The organism is Pseudomonas morbosilactucae, assembly GCF_023241665.1.
Taxonomy (GTDB): domain Bacteria; phylum Pseudomonadota; class Gammaproteobacteria; order Pseudomonadales; family Pseudomonadaceae; genus Aquipseudomonas; species Aquipseudomonas morbosilactucae.
Genome location: NZ_JALQCX010000074.1, coordinates 1 through 16549, shown reverse-complemented (window position 1 = coordinate 16549; position 16549 = coordinate 1). Strand labels below are relative to the sequence as shown.

15 protein-coding genes and 3 pseudogenes are annotated in these 16549 nt (G+C 53.9%); 16 read left to right on the top strand and 2 right to left on the bottom strand.

From position 1 onward, the window contains the following. Positions 1-191 precede the first annotated feature (191 nt). The 15 genes and pseudogenes from M1B35_RS30100 (at position 192) to M1B35_RS30040 (ending at position 14841) form a co-directional block, all read left to right on the top strand. Positions 192-710: an Hcp family type VI secretion system effector gene (locus M1B35_RS30100; protein ID WP_123335791.1), complete on the top strand. Its 519-nt coding sequence runs from the start codon at positions 192-194 to the stop codon at positions 708-710. Between the two features lie 133 nt (positions 711-843). Next, positions 844-3762 (top strand): type VI secretion system Vgr family protein, encoded by a 2919-nt coding sequence (locus tag M1B35_RS30095; RefSeq protein ID WP_268263861.1) that lies wholly within the window; start codon positions 844-846, stop codon positions 3760-3762. Beyond that, the gene (locus tag M1B35_RS30090) at positions 3759-8432 is read left to right on the top strand and encodes an RHS repeat-associated core domain-containing protein (protein ID WP_268263860.1); all 4674 of its coding nucleotides are present in this window, start codon (positions 3759-3761) and stop codon (positions 8430-8432) included. Before M1B35_RS30095 ends, M1B35_RS30090 begins: the two co-directional genes overlap by 4 nt. A gap of 12 nt (positions 8433-8444) precedes the next feature. After that, positions 8445-8855 (top strand): Imm44 family immunity protein, encoded by a 411-nt coding sequence (locus M1B35_RS30085; RefSeq protein WP_268263859.1) that lies wholly within the window; start codon positions 8445-8447, stop codon positions 8853-8855. Between the two features lie 293 nt (positions 8856-9148). Next, a complete protein-coding gene (locus M1B35_RS30080; RefSeq protein ID WP_268263858.1) occupies positions 9149-9412 on the top strand; it encodes a PAAR domain-containing protein in 264 nt (87 codons plus the stop codon). Between the two features lie 177 nt (positions 9413-9589). Continuing rightward, positions 9590-10021: a hypothetical protein gene (locus M1B35_RS30075; protein WP_268263857.1), complete on the top strand. Its 432-nt coding sequence runs from the start codon at positions 9590-9592 to the stop codon at positions 10019-10021. A gap of 10 nt (positions 10022-10031) precedes the next feature. Beyond that, positions 10032-10262 (top strand): annotated as a pseudogene (locus M1B35_RS31995) (RHS repeat-associated core domain-containing protein); the annotation flags it as partial. Positions 10263-10370: 108 nt separating this feature from the next. Then, entirely contained in the window at positions 10371-10619 is a 249-nt protein-coding gene (locus M1B35_RS32460) for an AHH domain-containing protein (protein ID WP_425273460.1), read from the top strand. Beyond that, positions 10619-11182 carry an imm11 family protein gene (locus M1B35_RS30065; protein WP_268263856.1) on the top strand — a complete coding sequence of 188 codons (564 nt, stop codon included), beginning with the start codon at positions 10619-10621 and terminating at the stop codon, positions 11180-11182. Before M1B35_RS32460 ends, M1B35_RS30065 begins: the two co-directional genes overlap by 1 nt. Positions 11183-11254: 72 nt before the next feature. Further along, positions 11255-11365, top strand: a pseudogene (locus M1B35_RS32455) (DUF4265 domain-containing protein); the annotation flags it as partial. A gap of 324 nt (positions 11366-11689) precedes the next feature. Then, a complete protein-coding gene (locus tag M1B35_RS30060) occupies positions 11690-11989 on the top strand; it encodes a hypothetical protein (protein WP_268263855.1) in 300 nt (99 codons plus the stop codon). A 516-nt stretch (positions 11990-12505) separates the two neighbouring features. Continuing rightward, positions 12506-12991, top strand: a complete 486-nt coding sequence (locus tag M1B35_RS30055; protein ID WP_268263854.1) for a DUF4265 domain-containing protein — start codon at positions 12506-12508, stop codon at positions 12989-12991. Positions 12992-13377: 386 nt separating this feature from the next. Then, positions 13378-13734 (top strand): immunity protein Imm33 domain-containing protein, encoded by a 357-nt coding sequence (locus M1B35_RS30050; RefSeq protein ID WP_341870170.1) that lies wholly within the window; start codon positions 13378-13380, stop codon positions 13732-13734. Next, entirely contained in the window at positions 13731-14162 is a 432-nt protein-coding gene (locus tag M1B35_RS30045) for a hypothetical protein (protein ID WP_268263853.1), read from the top strand. The genes M1B35_RS30050 and M1B35_RS30045 overlap by 4 nt, the downstream gene beginning before the upstream one ends. Positions 14163-14355: 193 nt before the next feature. Beyond that, positions 14356-14841: a DUF4265 domain-containing protein gene (locus M1B35_RS30040; RefSeq protein ID WP_268263852.1), complete on the top strand. Its 486-nt coding sequence runs from the start codon at positions 14356-14358 to the stop codon at positions 14839-14841. A gap of 205 nt (positions 14842-15046) precedes the next feature. Here M1B35_RS30040 and M1B35_RS30035 read toward each other — a convergent pair. Beyond that, a pseudogene (locus tag M1B35_RS30035) lies at positions 15047-15286 on the bottom strand (YebG family protein); the annotation flags it as partial. A gap of 267 nt (positions 15287-15553) precedes the next feature. Between M1B35_RS30035 and M1B35_RS30030 the strand changes: the two are divergent. Next, a complete protein-coding gene (locus tag M1B35_RS30030) occupies positions 15554-16054 on the top strand; it encodes a phosphate-starvation-inducible protein PsiE (protein WP_268263851.1) in 501 nt (166 codons plus the stop codon). Here M1B35_RS30030 and M1B35_RS30025 read toward each other — a convergent pair. Next, entirely contained in the window at positions 16051-16368 is a 318-nt protein-coding gene (locus tag M1B35_RS30025) for a DUF3509 domain-containing protein (protein ID WP_123337021.1), read from the bottom strand. The genes M1B35_RS30030 and M1B35_RS30025 overlap by 4 nt on opposite strands. Positions 16369-16549: the final 181 nt, after the last annotated feature.

The following is a 16549-nucleotide window of genomic DNA, read 5'->3' as shown; positions in this document are numbered from 1 at the left end:
GTACTGCGCAACTTCTTGCGCAATGCTGACCGGTCAAGGCCGGGTAAATCCGCTGAAACTCCCTGTACACACGCCTAAGTGATTGAAATATAAATGATTCCCATATGATGGCATGGCTTTTGATATCTCCTCCCACTACCTGGCAGGCGATGGTGCCTGTCGGTCCCGATTTTTCAGCAAGGAGAGCACCCATGGCTACACCCGCGTACATGTCCGTCACTGGCACCAAACAAGGCCTGATCACTGCTGGCGCCTTCACCGCCGATTCGGTGGGCAACACTTATCAGGAAGGCCACGAAGACCAGGTCATGGTCCAGGGCTTCCAGCACGAAGTGATCATTCCCCGTGATCCGCAATCCGGCCAGCCGACCGGTCAGCGCGTACACAAGCCGGTGATCATCACCAAGGTCTTCGACAAGGCCTCACCGCTGCTGCTGGCGGCCCTGACCTCGGGCGAGCGCCTGACCGAAATCGTTATCCACTGGTACCGCACGTCCGCTGCCGGCACCCAAGAGCATTACTTCACCACCACCCTTGAAGACGCAATCATCGTCGACATCAAGGACTACATGCACAACTGCCAAGACCCATCGAACGCGCACTTCACCCACCTGGAAGACGTGCATTTCACCTACCGCAAGATCACCTGGACCCACGAAGTCTCCGGTACTTCCGGTTCCGATGACTGGCGCACTCCAGTGGCCGGCTAAGGCTGCCTGGCGTTGCGTCCCTCGGCCGGCATTGGCCGGCCGAGGGCTGTTGTACCCCCTGAAGAATTTCGACCTGTGTTGATGGGCCTTGGGCCTGTCAGCACAGGCCGCAGCATTGCACGAGGAACAAGGGATGTTCTCACCGGCCAACCAGCCCCATTTCACGCTGACCCTTGAGGGCGCGGACTTTCAGGTCCTGGCTTTCAAGGGCCGCGAAGCCTTGAACACACCGTTTGAATTTGAACTGGAGCTGGTCAGTGAAAAGGCCTCGTTGAACCTCGAAAGCCTGCTGCACAAGCTGGCGTTCCTGCAGCTGTCACCCACTGGCAGCGGCATCCATGGGCTGGTCTACAGCATTGCCCAGGGCGAGGCCGGGAAACGCCTGACTCGTTATCGGATTTCCCTGCGCCCGCAACTGGCCTACCTGGCCCATCGCACCAACCAGCGGATCTTCCAGCAGATGACCGTGCCGCAGATCATCTCGGCGGTGTTGGAGGAACACGGGATCCTCGCCAGCGATCATCGCTACCAGCTCAGCGCGGTGTACCCCGAGCGCATCTACTGCGTGCAGTACGACGAGTCCGACCTGCATTTCATCCAGCGCCTGTGTGAAGAGGAGGGGATCCACTATCACTTCCAGCACAGCGAACAGGCGCATTTGCTGGTGTTTGGCGACGATCAGACGGTGTTCCCCAAGCTTGCACCCGTGGCCTATCAGCAAGACACCGGACTGGTGGCCGAGGTGCCGGTGGTCAAGCGCTTCGGTTTGCGCCTGGCCACCCGGACCAGCCGCACCACGCGCCGCGACTACGACTTCACCAAGCCGCGCATCGAGCTGGAGAGCGACGCCAAGAGCGGCGCCAAACCGGACCTGGAAGACTATGACTACCCGGCGCGTTTCACCGATCGCGAGCGCGGCAAGCACTTGGCTAATCGGGCCCTGGAACGGCATCGCAGCGACTACCGCCTGGCCGAGGGCAACAGCGACCAGCCGGTGCTGGTGACCGGGCACTTCATGACCCTGACCGACCATGCCAACCCGGCGTGGAATGACCTGTGGCTGCTCACTGAAATCCACCACGAGGGCAAGCAGCCTCAGGTTCTGGAAGAGGTGATCAGCAGCGACGTCACCGACCACAAGGACGACTTTCACCAGGGCTACCGCAACCACTTCTGCGCTACGCCTTGGGACGTGCCTTATCGTCCACCCCTGGACCATCCGAAACCCAAGGTCCTGGGTTCCCAGCGAGCCGTGGTGACCGGCCCGGCCGGCGAAGAGATCTACTGCGACCCCTACGGGCGAGTGAAGGTGCAGTTCTTCTGGGACCGCGAAGGCCGCTTTGACGACAAGACCACCTGCTGGATGCGGGTGGCGTCGAACTGGGCCAGCCAGAGTTTCGGGGCCATCTCGCTGCCGCGCATTGGCATGGAAGTGCTGATCACCTTTCTGGAGGGCGACCCTGATCAGCCCTTGCTCACGGGTTGCCTGTACCACGGGGTGAACCTGCCGCCCTACAAGCTGCCGGACTTCAAGACCCTGGCCACGGTCAAGAGCAAGGAATACAAGGGCAGCCGCGCCAACGAACTGCGCATCGACGACACCACCAGTGAAATCAGCATCGCCCTGCGCAGCGACCATGGCGCCAGTGCCATCAACCTCGGCTACCTGACCCACCCACGGCCGTCGGGTGGCCAGCCGCGGGGCGAAGGTTTCGAGCTGCGCACCGACCGCCACGGCGCGGTGCGGGCGGCGGCCGGCTTGCTGATCACCACCGAGCCCCGGCCCCACGAAAGCAAACACCACAAGGACTTGCCGGAAACCGCCGAACGCCTGGCCACCGCCAGCGAGCAGCAGGACGGCTTTGCCATTCAGGCTCGGGAAAACCAGGCCCAGGAAGCCGGGGACCAGGATGACGTGGCCAAGGCCATGCACCGGCAGCACAAAGGCATTCTCGGGACCGGTCCGGGGGACGTGACCACCAACGAGTTTCCCGAGTTCGTCGAACCCCACCTGGTGCTGGCCAGCCCGGCCGGTATCGCCCTGACCACCCCACGCTCCAGCCATATCGCCACTGGCGAGCACCTGGCCTTGAGCAGCACCGGTCACACCAGCCTGGCCATCGGCAAACGCTTGCTGGCCAGTGCCAGCCAAGGCATGCGCCTGTTCGTGCAGAACCTGGGCTGGCGCCTGGTGGCGGCCTCCGGTGACATCGACATCCGGGCGCTTAAAGACAGCATCAACTTGCTAGCCAAGCTGAATGTCACGGCCAACGCCGACCGCATCACCCTGACCGCCAAGACCGAACTGGTGATCCAAGGCGGTGGCAGCGCCACGGTCTACAACGCCGGTGGCATCACCCATTCCACCACCGGGCCCTACACCGCCCACGCGGCGAACTTCGCCTACACCGGGGCCAAGAGCAACGCCGGGGTGTTTCCCGAGCCGCCGAAACCGAGTAAGGGCACCCTGGAACTGTTCAACCAGTACGCCAACCGCCTGGGCATCAAGGGGGGCGAATTCGAAGTGATCGACGCCTTGGGCAAGAGCCTCAAGGGCACCCTCGACGCCAAGGGCTTCGCCACCGTGGCCGGCGCCGCTCCGGGCCCGGCCCGGGTGCTGTTCGGGGCCGACCCTGCGGACACCTGGAGCCAGGGCAGCTACGTCGGCAAACCCGAGTGGCCGCCAAAGCTGCCTGGGGCCGACAGCATTCCGGCCCAGGTCCAGTCGATGGTTGCCAGCGTCCTGCCCAGCGGCAGCAGCGAACTGCTGGAGCAGGGCAAGGGCCTGGCACAAAGCGGCATGGGCCTGATGCAAAGCGCCCAGGGCGCGATGCAGACCGCGCAGCAGGTCAAGGGCGTGGTGCAGGGCGGGGTCGCCGGCCTGCCGCCACTGGCCAGCGCCGCCATGCCCAGTGCCTCGTCGTTGCTGGGGGCGGCGAGCAAGACCGGCCAACTGCCGAGTTTGCCCAGCCTGCCAAGCCTGCCCGCGGTGAGCCTGCCCAAGATGCCCCTTCAGACGCCAAGCCTGATGGCTGGTGAGGTGCTCTCATGAGCACTGAAACCACCGCCGAAACCTCCCGCGAGGTTCAAGTCGCGATCGTCCCGCTGAACCTCATCGAGGTCGAGGACGTCGGCCTTGGCGCCGCGAAGTTCGACACCTGGTTGCGCGAGGTCAGTGGCGACCTGGTCAACCTGGAGCGCATCAAGAACGTCTCCGGCGCCTTGCCGGTGGTGGGCAACGTCATGGCCTTGATGGATGCCCTGGGGGACATCGTCAACCTGGCCAACAGCAAGGAGCAGGACCCGTTTATCTGGGTCAGCCTGGGGATCAATCTGATCGGCGTGATCCCGCTGCCGCCGGGCATGGCGGCGGCGCGCATGAGCCTGCGGCCGATGCTGTCGCTGGTGCGCCAGGAGGGCAAGGCGATACTGGGCGACGCCCTGATCGAGACCATCGTCAGCCACCTCAACGCGACCATCGTCGGTGAGCTTGAAGACTTCGTCACGCAAGCCGAGGGCCAGCTCAAGACGGTGCTCGATGACGCCGGCAAGTTCGGCGAAAAAATGATCAATCAGATCGTCGACGGCCTGGAAGCCTTGGTCAACGGCACGCTCGACTCCACGGGCGACCTGGACGCGGCGAGCAAAAAACTCAGTGCCGCGGGGGACAACCTGCTGCATGACCCCAGCGCGACCATCGACAACTTCTTTGCCGCCGCCTTCAGCGCCTACAAAGCCGGGGCCAAGGGCCTGGCCAACAGCCTGAGCAGTAGTGTGGTGCCCAAAGAGGTCAAGGCCGAGGTGCTGCGTCAGACCCCGAAATTGCGCGCATTGGGCCCGCAATTGCGTGTCGAGTTGAACAAGTTGGGGGATGCCAAGGCCGAGCATTCCATCGAGGCCATGCGCCTGATCCTCGCCAGCGGCACCACCAAATGGCGGCTGCGCAATAAACACGGGCAAGGCACCAACGTTAAATCGGACGCCACCAGCCAGGCCAAACACAAGGCGGGGGCTGGCGAAGTGGAGCAAACCGCAACCGAGATACCGGCCAAGGGCAGCCCCAGTTGCTGCAAGAACGGTGCGCCCTCGGGGACCGGGCCGAGCATCAGTTTTGCCATGGGCTCGGAAAGCTTCAGTCACACCGATTTCAGCCTGCCAGGCCCGTTCCCGATCGACTGGACCCGGACTTACTGTTCGAGCCTGGCGGCGTACGACCAGGGTGTGCTGGGCGCCCGTTGGATCAGCGAACTGACCACCCGTTTTGACCTGGGCGATGACGGCGTGATGTTCCACGACCTCGATGGTCGCAGCCACGCGTACCCGCTGCCCAAGGTCGGCCTGTTCCACTACGACCCGATCGAAAACCTGACGCTGGTGCGCCCCAGCGAGCAACAACTGGTGCTGTGCCGTGGCTTCGAACGCAAGGAAACCTACGTCCGCTACGGCCAGCGTTACCTGCTGAGCGGCGTGGTGCTGCGCAACGGCGCGGGGATCATGCTGCACCACGAGCATCGGCATAACGACCTGCCGGTGCTCTCGGACCTGATCACCTACCAGGACGACATCAGCGAGGTGCTGCTGCACCTGGGCACGATGATCGACGAGCAGGGGCGCCTTACCGGCGTGTGGGAAATCCGCGACGGCGCCCCGCAACGGCAACTGTGCCGCTATCAATATGACGCCTATGGCGACTTGGTTCAGGCCCAGGACGAGAACGGTTCGGCCTGGAGTTATCAGTACCAGCAGCACTTGGTCACCCGCTACAGCGACCGCACCGGGCGTGGCATGAACCTGCAGTGGCAGGGCAGCGGCCCGGATGCCAGGGCCGTACGCGAGTGGGCCGATGACGGCAGCTTCGACACCCGTCTGGAGTGGGATAAAAACATTCGCCTGACCTACGTCACCGATGCCCATGGGCAGGAGACCTGGCACTACTACGACGTCCTTGGCTACACCTACCGCATCCGCCATGCCGACGGTCGTTCCGAGTGGCTGTTCCGCGACAGCGCGAAAAACGTGGTGCGCCATGTGCACGCTGACGGCAGCACCGACCGCTATAGCTACGATGACCGCAGCAATGTGCTGGAGCACATTCGCGCCGACGATACCGTGGTGCATTACGCCTATGACGACCAAAGCCAACTGATCAAGATCAGCGACGCCGAGGGTGGCCAGTGGCTGCGTGAGTACGATGACCGCAGCAACCTGGTGGTCATGGAGGACCCGCTGGGCAACAAGACCGAGTACGCCTACAACGCGGCGGGCCAGCCCACGGCGATCAAGGATGCCAACGGCAACGAGAAAAAACTCGACTACAACGATGCCGGGCAACTGACTGAATACGTGGATTGCTCCGGCAAGGCCAGTGCCTGGGAATACAACGCCTTGGGGCAGATGGTCGGTTTCACCGATGCCGCCGGCAATAAAACCGAGTACCAGTACAAAGCCGGCCAACTGGTGTTGATCAAACACCCGGACAAGACCGAAGAGCGCTTCGAGCGCGACGCCGAAGGCCGACTGCTGGCCCACGTCGATGGCCTTGAACGCTGCACCACCTGGAGCTACACCGAGGGCGGGATGATTGCCGAGCGGGTCGATGCCGCGGAGCAGACCCTGCGTTATCGCTGGGACCGCCTCGGGCGTCTGCTGGCCCTGGAAAACCAGAACGAACGTCGCGCCCACTTTCACTACGACCCCATGGGCCGGCTGCTGGAAGAGACCGGGTTCGACGGACGCACCACCCGTTACCAATACGACCCAAGCTCCGGTCGGCTGCACAGCACCCTGAATGGCGAACGCAGCATTGCGGTCAAATTCGACCCAATGGGCCGCCTGGTCGAGCGCCAAGCCAACCTGAACACCCTGTCGCAACGGGAAACCTTCGCCTACGACGGCAACGGCAACCTGGTCATGGCCAGCAACGCCGACAGCCGCTTGCAGTGGTTCCACGACCTGGCCGGCAACCTGGTCCGTGAGCACCAGCACTACCTGAGCCTGGAACAGCCCCAGGTTGCGGTCTGGCAGCACGAGTACGACGTGCTCAACCAGCGCATCGCCACCGTGCGGCCAGACGGCCACCGCGTCAGTTGGCTGACCTACGGCAGCGGCCATCTGCTGGGCATGCGCCTGGACCAGCACGAACTGATCGGCTACGAACGCGACGACCTGCACCGGGAAATCGCCCGTCACCAAGGCAACCACCTGCTGCAAACCCAACGCTGGGACCCGGCCGGGCGCCTGCAAGAACAATTGCTGGGCCGCAGCGACGACACCAGCACCCTGATCAAGCGCGAGTACCGCTACGACGCCGCCGGGCAACTCACCGACATCAACGACAGCCGCCGTGGCCCGCTGGCCTACCGCTACGACCCGGTGGGCAGACTGCTCAGCGCCACCAGCCGCCTGGCCGTGGAAACCTTCGCCTTCGACCCAGCCGGCAACCTGCTCGACGACCCAACCCACGCCATCCAGCGGCCCCTGGACCAAGACCCCAAACGCAGCAAACTGCTGGATAACCTGCTGCGCGAATACGCCGGCACCCACTACGAATACGACGACCGCGGCAACCAGATCCAGCGTTGGCAAAACGGCAGCTACAGCCGCCTGCGTTGGGACCTGTTCGACCGCCTCGTGCACTTCGAAGACCCGCGCCTGGCCGTGGAATACGCCTACGACGCCTTAGGCCGACGCCTACACAAAAACTCCAGCGCCCACTACAAACGTCGCCCCGAAGCCGGCTCCCAATGGAACCGCAACGAACAGGCACGCCGACAACGAGAACTCGGCTGCGGCTTCACCCTGTACGGCTGGGACGGCGACAACCTCGCCTGGGAAAGCAGCCCGGCCCAACACGAAAGCGGCACCGGCCGCACCGTGCACTACCTGTTCGAACCCGGCAGCTTCGTGCCCGTCGCTCAAGCCATCCGCCACCAACCCATCCGCCTGCTGAACCAACCGACCTACAGCGGCGACTACGACATCGACCACGACCCCCTGTGGAACCACAAACCACAGGCCCACCCCTTCGACGCCCTGGCCTGGTACCAATGCGACCACCTGGGCACACCGCAAGAACTCACCGACCAGCACGGCCGCGTGGCCTGGAGCGCACAGTACAAGGCGTGGGGAGAAATCAAGGAACAACGCACGGACTGGGCCGTGCAGCAGGGCATCACCAACCCGATTCGGTTCCAGGGGCAGTACCACGACCCTGAGACAGGGCTGCACTACAATCGGTATCGGTACTATGATCCGTCGGTAGGGCGGTTTGTTAGTCAGGACCCGATTGGTTATGCGGGTGGGTTGAATCTTTATGCGTATGCGCCGAATCCAGTGGGGTGGATTGACCCGCTAGGTCTCTGGAAGGGACAACCTAGAAGTACGAATGGGAGGTTCGCATCAGGGAATAGTCCAGATAAAAAGTGCCCATGTAAAATTGGTAAAGATGGAAAAGTACATGGTAATAGCCTAGATAGCGATGCTCCTGCTATAGGGTATACCTTGAGGGACCAAGAGTCAGATGAGGTTATGAAGTATGGTGAAACAACAAGAGGGAAAAAACGTTATACGGAACGTTATCTTAATGAGGAAAAAGTAATATTTAGGCCAGAGGAAGCAGGAACTAAGCGTGAGATGCATACGTGGCAGCACGAGAAAATTTTAGAGTATAAAGAAAATCATCCTGATGGTGCCCGTCCGCGTCTAAATAAAAGTGACTATTAAGGGTTTGATGTTATGAAGTTTTCTATGTCTGGAGAGATTGATGCAGATATTGGTAAGGGGGAACACGTTGCTAGAAACAAAATATTACCAATTTTATCTGAGTTGGTGGATCGGTTATCTTTGGAGATTGAGTTAGAAAGGTGGAGTTTTATATCTATAATTTTGTCAGATAAATTTATATCTGATTATCCTGAGGTTTTTAGGTTTCATAAGAAAAGCAAAGTTCTTGAATTTCGGCTGCAAATTGATCACGATGAATTTAAGCACGCCAATGAGCAGTTGCAAATATCTATGATGCTTGATTCTATTGAACGATCTGTCGGTCTCATGAGTAAGTTTAAAGTTATTGAGTCTGATAGAGCTTTGCTGTTAGATGCTGTAAATAAAGCTCGTGGGGAATTATTAGTTTCTCAAGCTGATTAAGTACATGTGGGTAATTAAAGTTATTCGTTATGGTATGGCTTGTTCTGTGAGGGCGGTATAGGGCTGAAGGCAGCACCGAACCAGTTTGGTAGCTGTTGTGTAAATGATAGGAATGCAAGAAGTATAGAGAAATACCTGTTTGTTTGAGATGTCTTAAGTGTTAATAAGGTTTGTGGTTTGAATATTTGAGCTTTTCAGTTATTTGCGCGTTTGATTTGATGTTTAATTGTTTTTTTGTATTGGCTGAAGTTAAGCTTTATGGTTGATGCTGCTGAAGTTTTTTGGGGCGAGCTATGAAAGATGTTATTAGGTTAGGGGACAGCACTACTCACGGTGGTGCTGTTCTTGAAGCTTTTTCCCAAACCAATCTCAATGGAAAACCCATTGCAGGAGTGGGCCATAAAGTCAGTTGCCCGTTGTGCAAGGGGGTTTTTCCCATCGCTGAAGGCAGTAGTACTTACACGGTAGATGGCACTCCGATAGCGCTTGATGGAATGAAAACCGCTTGTGGAGCAATTCTGATCGCCAGTGGACCGAAGGGCGCTGTAGTTAGCTAGCAGTTAGTAGTAGTTTACATCTGGCAGGTAGTTTCGGGCGTGGTCTTCAGAACTGAATGAAGTACTTGGAGTTTGATCGTAAAGGACCTGGCTCTCGTACTACCAGCAAAATGGCACGGTACCCATAAAACTCCCCATTCATCAATTAACGATATTTGCAATGCTTTAAGGTTATATATGAATTCAATTGATTTTAAGAGATTTAATATTGGCTCAATTATTCGGCCAACTGAAAAGTCTGATGCGCTTAAACACCAGCTAGGATTTTTTATTGATGTTTTGGAAATGTTGGATATTAAGTTTTCTGATTGTGAAAATGATCCTTTGCAACTGACGAAGAAATATATTAATGGGAAGGTTTCTATTGAAGAATGTAAGGTGGAGGCTTCAGGCTGGTGGGCGAAAATAGATGAGAAAGGGGCAATACGAGAATTTAAGGATCGAGAGGTGTTGATTGCACGGCTAGCTATTTGTCTGCTGTCAAATGATGAAGACAACATTTCTATTTTGGGAGATAATCTTTCGTGGTTTTTTGAGGTGTTGGGTTTCTTGGGGGTGGATATGAGGAAGCCAGTTGGAATGATGATTGAATACTTTGAGTTTAAATAAAATTTAATTTCAGCAGCGCTCGGCATTCGCACAGCAGCAAGGGCTCATTAACCCGATACGTTTCCAGGGCCAGTATCACGACCACGAAACAGGTCTGCATTACAATCGATACCAATATTATGATCCTGCGGTTGGGCGATTTATCAGCAAGGATCCGATCAGCTATGCGGGCGGGCTCAATCTGTATGCCTATGCGCCGAATCCGACAGCATGGGTCGATCCGCTGGGCTTGACCGGTAAAGAACTCGCTGCCGCTATGAATGGTGAAGGAACGCTCACACCTCCTAATTCTGCCGCTCACCACATTGTGGGCAAGGGGTTAGCGAGAGCATAACCAGCTAGAGATATCTTGGACCATCACGAGATTAAAATTAACTCGCCCGAAAATGGCGTGTTCTTGCCGAATAAAGACGATATGCCGGGTATTCGTCACTGTGGGCGCCATCCTCATGCTTATGTAGACACGGTAAATGAGCGCGTAATCGAAACGAACAAACGGGGAGGAAAGCCAGCTGTACTCGATGAGCTTGATAGTATGCGTGGGGCTCTGTCTTCTGCTGACAGAAACGCTCGTTGGGCAACTGTATTGGATAACTAATGATCCGGATTTTTAGATTGAAGTCGGATGTTGGGGCGTTTTCATCATTCATCGAAAAATACCCGGCAGGACAGGAAAGCATCATCGGTCGATCGATGGCCCAAGAGTGGAAGCCATTTGACGATAGCTTTCGGGCGGTAGAGTTAGTACTGCGCGCCAGTGATGACGGGAAGAAAAACTACCAGTTTGATATCAGCGGGGCACTAGGACCTTTCTTCGTGTTCAGTGAGCAGGCGGTGGAGGTTCTGTCAGAAAAGTTTCTTGGGAAGTACGGGCAGTTTCTACCTGTGATGACGCCAAGCAAGAAGAAAAAATTCTTAGGCTATTACCCTAACAATCCGGTAGCTGATTGTCTTGACTTGGAACGGTCGCAATACCGCACCTATGAGTACGGGTTGGTCATCCAAAAGGCAGTGTTGGTGCGTAGCCAGCTCTCGGATAGAGATGTGTTTGTGATCAACGAGGATATGAAGAGAGTTTTTGTAACCGAGAGATTTAAAGAAGAAGTAGAGAATTCTGGGCTCAAAGGGTTCGACTTCTCAAATGAGATTGATGTGTCCTGAATACGTTTTAGTGTCTTTACAGGCCATGAAAGAAGGGTGGTGTGTGTTGAGCGTAAAGCTGTGGGGCGCCTTATGGAAGATAAGCAATCACCTGTACTGATTCAGGTATATGTGACTGACGACGATGGGGCTGCTCGTGAGGAATTGCTCGCTCGTCAGATTGATCAGGGCACTTACGAGTTACAATGAATAGGGGGCGTATGGGGCGTAGTACAGATTAACGTGTCCCTGTGGTTTTGGTAAATGTGGAAAACTCATGATTAAATGGCTGTAGTGTTTAGAGTTTGGTAAGTTAGAGCTAAGCGTGAAATACATGCGTAAAGTATGAGGGAAGTCATCGCTACGCCCGCCCATGCCTAAATGAAAGTGACTGTTAAGGGGGTGGTGCCATGAAATTTTCCATGTCTGGTGAGATTGATGCAGATATTGGGCGCGGGGACATGTCGCTCGAAATAAAATTTTACCGATTTTAGCTGAGTTGGTGGAGGGGCATCTTTAGAGTTTGAGTTGGATAGATGGAGCTTCATATCTATTATTTTGTCAGGTAAGTTTGTATCTGATTATCCTGAGGTTTTTAAGTTTAACAAGAAAAGTAAAGTGCTTGAGTTTCGGCTTAAAATTGATCATGAAAGCTTTAAGCAAGCTGATGAATCATTGCAAATATCAATGATGCTTGATTCTATTGAGCGATCTATCGGTCTGATGAGTAAATTCAAAATGGTTGAGTCTGATAGGAATTTGCTATTGGATGCCGTAAACGAAACCCGGAAAAAGCTGTTGGTTTCTCAGATTGTTGAAAAGCTTTGATAGCTGAAATCATGATTTATGTAATGGCTTCTTCTAGCAGGGAATATTGATGTGGGCGATTTAAAGCTGATGTCAATTGGAGTTCTATTGTTATAGTTGGACTCAAGTCTATCAGCGTAGTGATCGTTAAAGATGCTTGCTAAATGTGAATTCTCAAGGTTGTACGCAGGCGGTAATTTGGTACGCTTCGAAGGCGAAACTATTGATTTAGCAGTGTAAATGAAACCCAAAAAAATCTGGTAAAGTATTTGATGCTTTGTTCGAATTCTAACTCGCCAGTTAAATATTTTTGAGAATTAATTACGTTGGTGTCTAATTGCTTGTTGAGAGTGGATTTTACGTTATATGATGACTATCAATGGTTAGCGATGTTATGACTCAAAGCGACCAATACTGATCCTGTTCGTGACAATGGCGGATTGATTTTTATGGATGTAAGTCGAGTTTATTGGGCCAAGAGGGGTTACATGAAAAAAGCAACGTACCGTCTTGAATACGTAACCTGTGGCGTATCTCATGGTTAATGATTTTTCGGAAATTGAGATTGAAGTATTTGCTGGGCCAAGTTCTACAGGGCCTGTTTTTGAAAAAGTTCATGCCCGAAAAATTGATGCGGATGTTTATGAGTTGCTCTCTTCTCCTGGTCTTACGCTGAATATGGCGAGAGGGGATGTGATTTCGATAAAAAATAAAACCGCTCCAGCAGAAATAATAAAAAGAGGCGGGAACTTCTGTATACATATTTATGCTGATTTTATACCAGAAGAATATATATTAACGTTGGCTGAGGAGGTTCGTGCAGAAATAGGCGGAATGTTGGATGGCAGGAATAACTGGGATCTTTGTTTGACCGTTCCATCTAGGGTGGGTATGCAACGTATCAATTCATTTTTTGATAAATTCACTGACGTTACTGGCGTTCAATGGTATTACGCAAATGTTTATAAGAATCTCGATGATCCTGAAGATGAAACGCTTCTGTATTGGTGGTTGAATGGTTAGTGAATGTATGTATTTATCATATGGCATCGGTTTTTATTTTAGTTGGCAAGGTTGAGCGTAGGGGGGCATCAGATGGCTCTCCTTGAATTCAAACAGTAGTGGATTGACATGCCTGCTCGCTGAGCAAATAAAAATAGCATAGTAAATATTTTATTGTTTGAGATGGGTTGGTTTTTTAAGTTGGATTAAGAAATAAAATATTAGATCAATTTTATTTAATGAGTTAGAAGTGGTTTGACCCGACTGGTACCACGGATGTACAAAGTTTGAGCAAGAGAAAAAAGGATGCCTGGATAATGTCCATGTGGCAATAAATAAGCTTTTTGCTTAACCTGTAATCGGTGTCAGACTTTTAGCTCTAGCATAATAATTAACTGGAGAGACCATTGAAGACAAATGACTTGTTAGCTTTTGAAGAACAGCAGAAGGATATTTGTGAGAAATACGGACTGCCCATTCACACGCCTGAAGCTATGGTAGCTATCGCATTGGATACATTACAAAAATCGCCCATTTATGGCTCAAGGATAGAACTGCCGGAGAATGGAACGATCAGTTGGTTTATTCATGGTGGAGAGTATTCCGCGGTAAGCGGTTTTTATCAGGCACTGCACACCGATCATTTGTTGGAAGAGCTTCCGGAAGTCTTAAAATATTTATCCTTGCCAGAGGGCGCGAGATTTATCATTGATAAAGAGGGCTACGAGGATGTCTGGATGTCAGATCAGAGTAGTGAAACATGATTGCCCATTCCATTGTTCAAAATGAGTGCACTTCGGAGTTTGCTGGACGGCCCGCAAGGGATTTGCAGTTGTATGCGGCGTTATGTTTGGAGATTTATTGTAAGTGGAAAGGTTTTTCTAATCCGTCTATCGATCAGCTGATTAAGCACCTAAATGACTATCCTCTGAATAACGAGTTATCTGCATGGGAAAGAAGGGGAGCATCATTGTCACTGAATGGGCGAGGGGATGAGATACCCCATGATCTTGTGGCGTTGATATCACCTAAGAGTATTGATGAGTTTTCTGCTGTTGTTGAGAGTGTTGTTGAAGTAGGTTTGATGGATATGCACGGGGCTGCCACAGATTTGCCGTTCATGTTTTTGAATAAGGTTGTTTCTATATTGCGTTGTAATAATATTGACCTGCCTCCTTCAGTAGGCAAGTGAGCGTGTTGTTCAGAATGCTTGAGTTGTTGTAAGGTTTTAATTGCAGATGAGAAGCAGGGTATGGAATAAGGTCTGGAAGCTCCATTAGCTGGGTTGTATATTAAGCGAGGTCTGAAGTTTTTAATTTGGTTGAAGTAGTACTGGTTGTGTAGAGTAGGTTGGATTTTTAATAAGGACGTTGCGGGGTTGTTTTATGATTTGCGATCATCCAGAAATTTCGATCAAGGTCTATGTCGGTTCAAATTCCGAAGGGCCTGTTTATGAAAATGTGCACGCTCGAAAGATTGATGAGCATATTTATGAACTGTGTTCGTCTCCCGGTCTGGCCCTGAATATGGCGATCGGCGATATCATTTCAATAAAAAATCAGAACGCCCCAGCAGAGATTTTGAAGCGGGGCGGGAATTTTTGCATTCATATTTATTCGAATTTTATCGAAGAAGAGTACATTGAAGACCTGCAGGAAGCAGTTCAAGTGTCGCTGGGCGGCACATTGGATGGCCGGTATAAGGGTAACCTCTCTCTGAATGTGCCAGCCAAAGCCGGTATGCAGAATATTAATATGTTTTTCAATCGATTCACTGAGGTGACGGGTGTTCAATGGTATTACGCGAACATCTATAAAAATCTCGATGATCTTGACGATGAAACGCTTTTAAATTGGTGGCTGGATAGCTAATGCCTGTGGGGCTCCTGCTGTGTTCCTGGGCTCTGTTATTTTCTAGCGACCATGAAAAAAGCCCTGTGCCATTGGCGCAGGGCTTATTCAATTCGTGTGTCGCTTATTTAGCGGTCTTGCTCGGCTTTGCCGGTTTGCTCGGTGCTGCGGGTTGCTCCGATTCGATCGGGTCAACCGTTTCGGCCACCGGGGCCGGTACGCTGAGCAGTTCGGACAAGGCGTCCGGCTGGCTCTTGAATGCCCTGGCGAACACGTCACGGTTTTTCGCCATGTAGATCCCGGCTTCTTCCACTTGCTGCTCGGTCAGGGACGGCACAGCTTTTTGCAACACTTCGGACAACAACTCAGCCAGCTCAAGCATTTTGTCATGACGATCAGCTTCGGCTTTATCCATGAACAAGCGCTCCAGATCTCGGCTGCTGCGGTATACCACTTCGACGGCCATTCACCACCTCACATGCCTTCACGATAATGGGTCTGTTACGACTACTGTGTTTATATACAGGCCGCAGGATAGGGGAAACGCCGGCCTTTGGATAGTGGCTTTTTAATGTAGTCGGGATTTTTGTTCTGTGGTGCATGAGGGCGTTACGTGCCTTGCGGCACCGCGCCATCATCTCAGTGTCGGGGCTCTGGCCTTTTTTCTGCATGCAGAACAACCGTCACGTCCAACCCGCATCATCCGGTCGAAACGACCTAAGGAAGAACCATCGTGAAAATCAATTGGGCCGAGAACCTGCGGCAGAACGTTCATCAACTGGCCGAGTCTCTGGGCAATCTGTTTGTCGAGTCGTTCCACTATCTGGCGCTGTTCGCCATCGGCGCGGTCACTGCGTGGGCGGCGGTGATGGAGTTCTTGCAGATGATCGAGGTCGGTCATATCAAGATCGATGACATTCTCCTGCTGTTCATCTATCTCGAATTGGGGGCCATGGTCGGGATCTACTTCAAGACCAACCACATGCCGGTACGCTTCCTGATCTACGTGGCGATCACCGCGCTGACCCGGCTGCTGATTTCCAACGTGTCCCACCACAATCCACCGGACCTGGGGATTATCTACCTGTGTGGCGGGATCTTGCTGCTATCGTTCGCCATCCTGGTGGTGCGTTATGCCTCTTCGCAGTTCCCGTCGGTGAAGATCGAGCACCCGCAGCGCAAGACCGGTGCGGGTTCCAGCGAACACCCTGAGGTGGAAAAGGGCGAGCTTTAAAGCCCCGCGGCCAGCCTTGGCTGGCCTTTGGCCCCAGGCGGCGGCAGCGTCAGGCTGTCGCTGTTGGTCATGGCTTCAAGAATCGCCACGGCGCTGTGGCCCTGTTCGATGGCGATGCCGAATTGAATGCTTTGCACCAGGCGCTTGAGGCGCTGCGGGTCGTTGCGCTGGGCGGCACTGATCATGCGTTTGGCGACGACGCGGCCGGCTTTGGACAGGGTCAGCATGATGCTGCCGTCCAGGCCCTGGATGCTGAGGTTGACCCGGTATTCCGGGGTGAAGGCATCGGTAATCAGTTGGAAAGGGTTGTCCATTGTGCGTCACCGCTTGATTGGATCGTGCAGTCATTGACCGGCTGTGATCGGGATTAGTTCGCGTTTCCAGACCACTGGCAGGTCAGTCGCTTGAGCGTTTTCAATGTCCGTATTGCTCATTGTCAGACAAAGCAAAGGACATGCCGGGAACCGCCGCGACCAATAAACCCCGGCATAAAAA

What these genes read in the sequence shown, in the direction of transcription:
- M1B35_RS30090 (WP_268263860.1), top strand. Translation starts at nt 3,759, where the DNA reads ATGAGCACTGAAACCACCGCCGAAACCTCCCGCGAGGTTCAAGTCGCG.
- M1B35_RS30025 (WP_123337021.1), bottom strand. Translation starts at nt 16,368, where the DNA reads ATGGACAACCCTTTCCAACTGATTACCGATGCCTTCACCCCGGAATAC.
- M1B35_RS30095 (WP_268263861.1), top strand. Translation starts at nt 844, where the DNA reads ATGTTCTCACCGGCCAACCAGCCCCATTTCACGCTGACCCTTGAGGGC.
- M1B35_RS30075 (WP_268263857.1), top strand. Translation starts at nt 9,590, where the DNA reads ATGAATTCAATTGATTTTAAGAGATTTAATATTGGCTCAATTATTCGG.
- M1B35_RS30080 (WP_268263858.1), top strand. Translation starts at nt 9,149, where the DNA reads ATGAAAGATGTTATTAGGTTAGGGGACAGCACTACTCACGGTGGTGCT.
- M1B35_RS30040 (WP_268263852.1), top strand. Translation starts at nt 14,356, where the DNA reads ATGATTTGCGATCATCCAGAAATTTCGATCAAGGTCTATGTCGGTTCA.
- M1B35_RS30055 (WP_268263854.1), top strand. Translation starts at nt 12,506, where the DNA reads ATGGTTAATGATTTTTCGGAAATTGAGATTGAAGTATTTGCTGGGCCA.
- M1B35_RS30085 (WP_268263859.1), top strand. Translation starts at nt 8,445, where the DNA reads ATGAAGTTTTCTATGTCTGGAGAGATTGATGCAGATATTGGTAAGGGG.
- M1B35_RS30045 (WP_268263853.1), top strand. Translation starts at nt 13,731, where the DNA reads ATGATTGCCCATTCCATTGTTCAAAATGAGTGCACTTCGGAGTTTGCT.
- M1B35_RS30065 (WP_268263856.1), top strand. Translation starts at nt 10,619, where the DNA reads ATGATCCGGATTTTTAGATTGAAGTCGGATGTTGGGGCGTTTTCATCA.
- M1B35_RS30100 (WP_123335791.1), top strand. Translation starts at nt 192, where the DNA reads ATGGCTACACCCGCGTACATGTCCGTCACTGGCACCAAACAAGGCCTG.